1 protein-coding gene is annotated in these 540 nt (G+C 61.1%); it reads right to left on the bottom strand.

Annotated features, from left to right (window positions below):
- On the bottom strand, positions 1-540 hold a 540-nt coding region (locus BEA93_RS24615), incomplete at both ends, for an ssDNA-binding domain-containing protein (RefSeq protein WP_442899328.1).

The raw sequence follows: 540 nt of genomic DNA, 5'->3' as shown, positions 1-540 counted from the left end.
GTAACGCTCAGACGTCCGGCGTTCTGCATCATACCGCTCCAGTATCTGTCCTTCCCGGTAGCTGTCCGTCAGTCTACGGTTTTTACTGTCGAGGAACACCGGCATCAGCGTGGATATTGTTACCTCCCTGTCGCCCAGCTCTCCGGCCGTTTTCAGTGACTGACGGATGGCCTCCGTCAGCGCCCGCTGCTCGCGACCGGGAGCCTGCGCCACCACGCTCTCGCCCTGTGCATGCAGAACAGCATAATCCAGGGCCAGCTGTTCATAACGCTGTCGGCGGTCACCGTGACTTACCACCGACACCCTGACGCCTCTGTCCGTTCCCCCCTGAAGCCGCACCACGCCGGCGTCTTCCAGCGTGGCCAGCGCATTTCCAGTGCCCTTACGACCCCCGCCATCCATCAGCAGCACCTGCACATTGTTACGCAACGCCTGGTCAAGCAGCGTGACAGTTTCCTTAACCGACAGTTTCTCCGCGCCGGCAATCACCAGCGTACTGTCATGCTTCAGCCCCTCCCCGGTCAGCAAATCCTTCCCGCT

Source organism: Escherichia sp. MOD1-EC5950, from assembly GCF_002965345.1.
Taxonomy (GTDB): domain Bacteria; phylum Pseudomonadota; class Gammaproteobacteria; order Enterobacterales; family Enterobacteriaceae; genus Escherichia; species Escherichia marmotae.
This window is presented reverse-complemented; position numbering and strand designations above follow the sequence as displayed.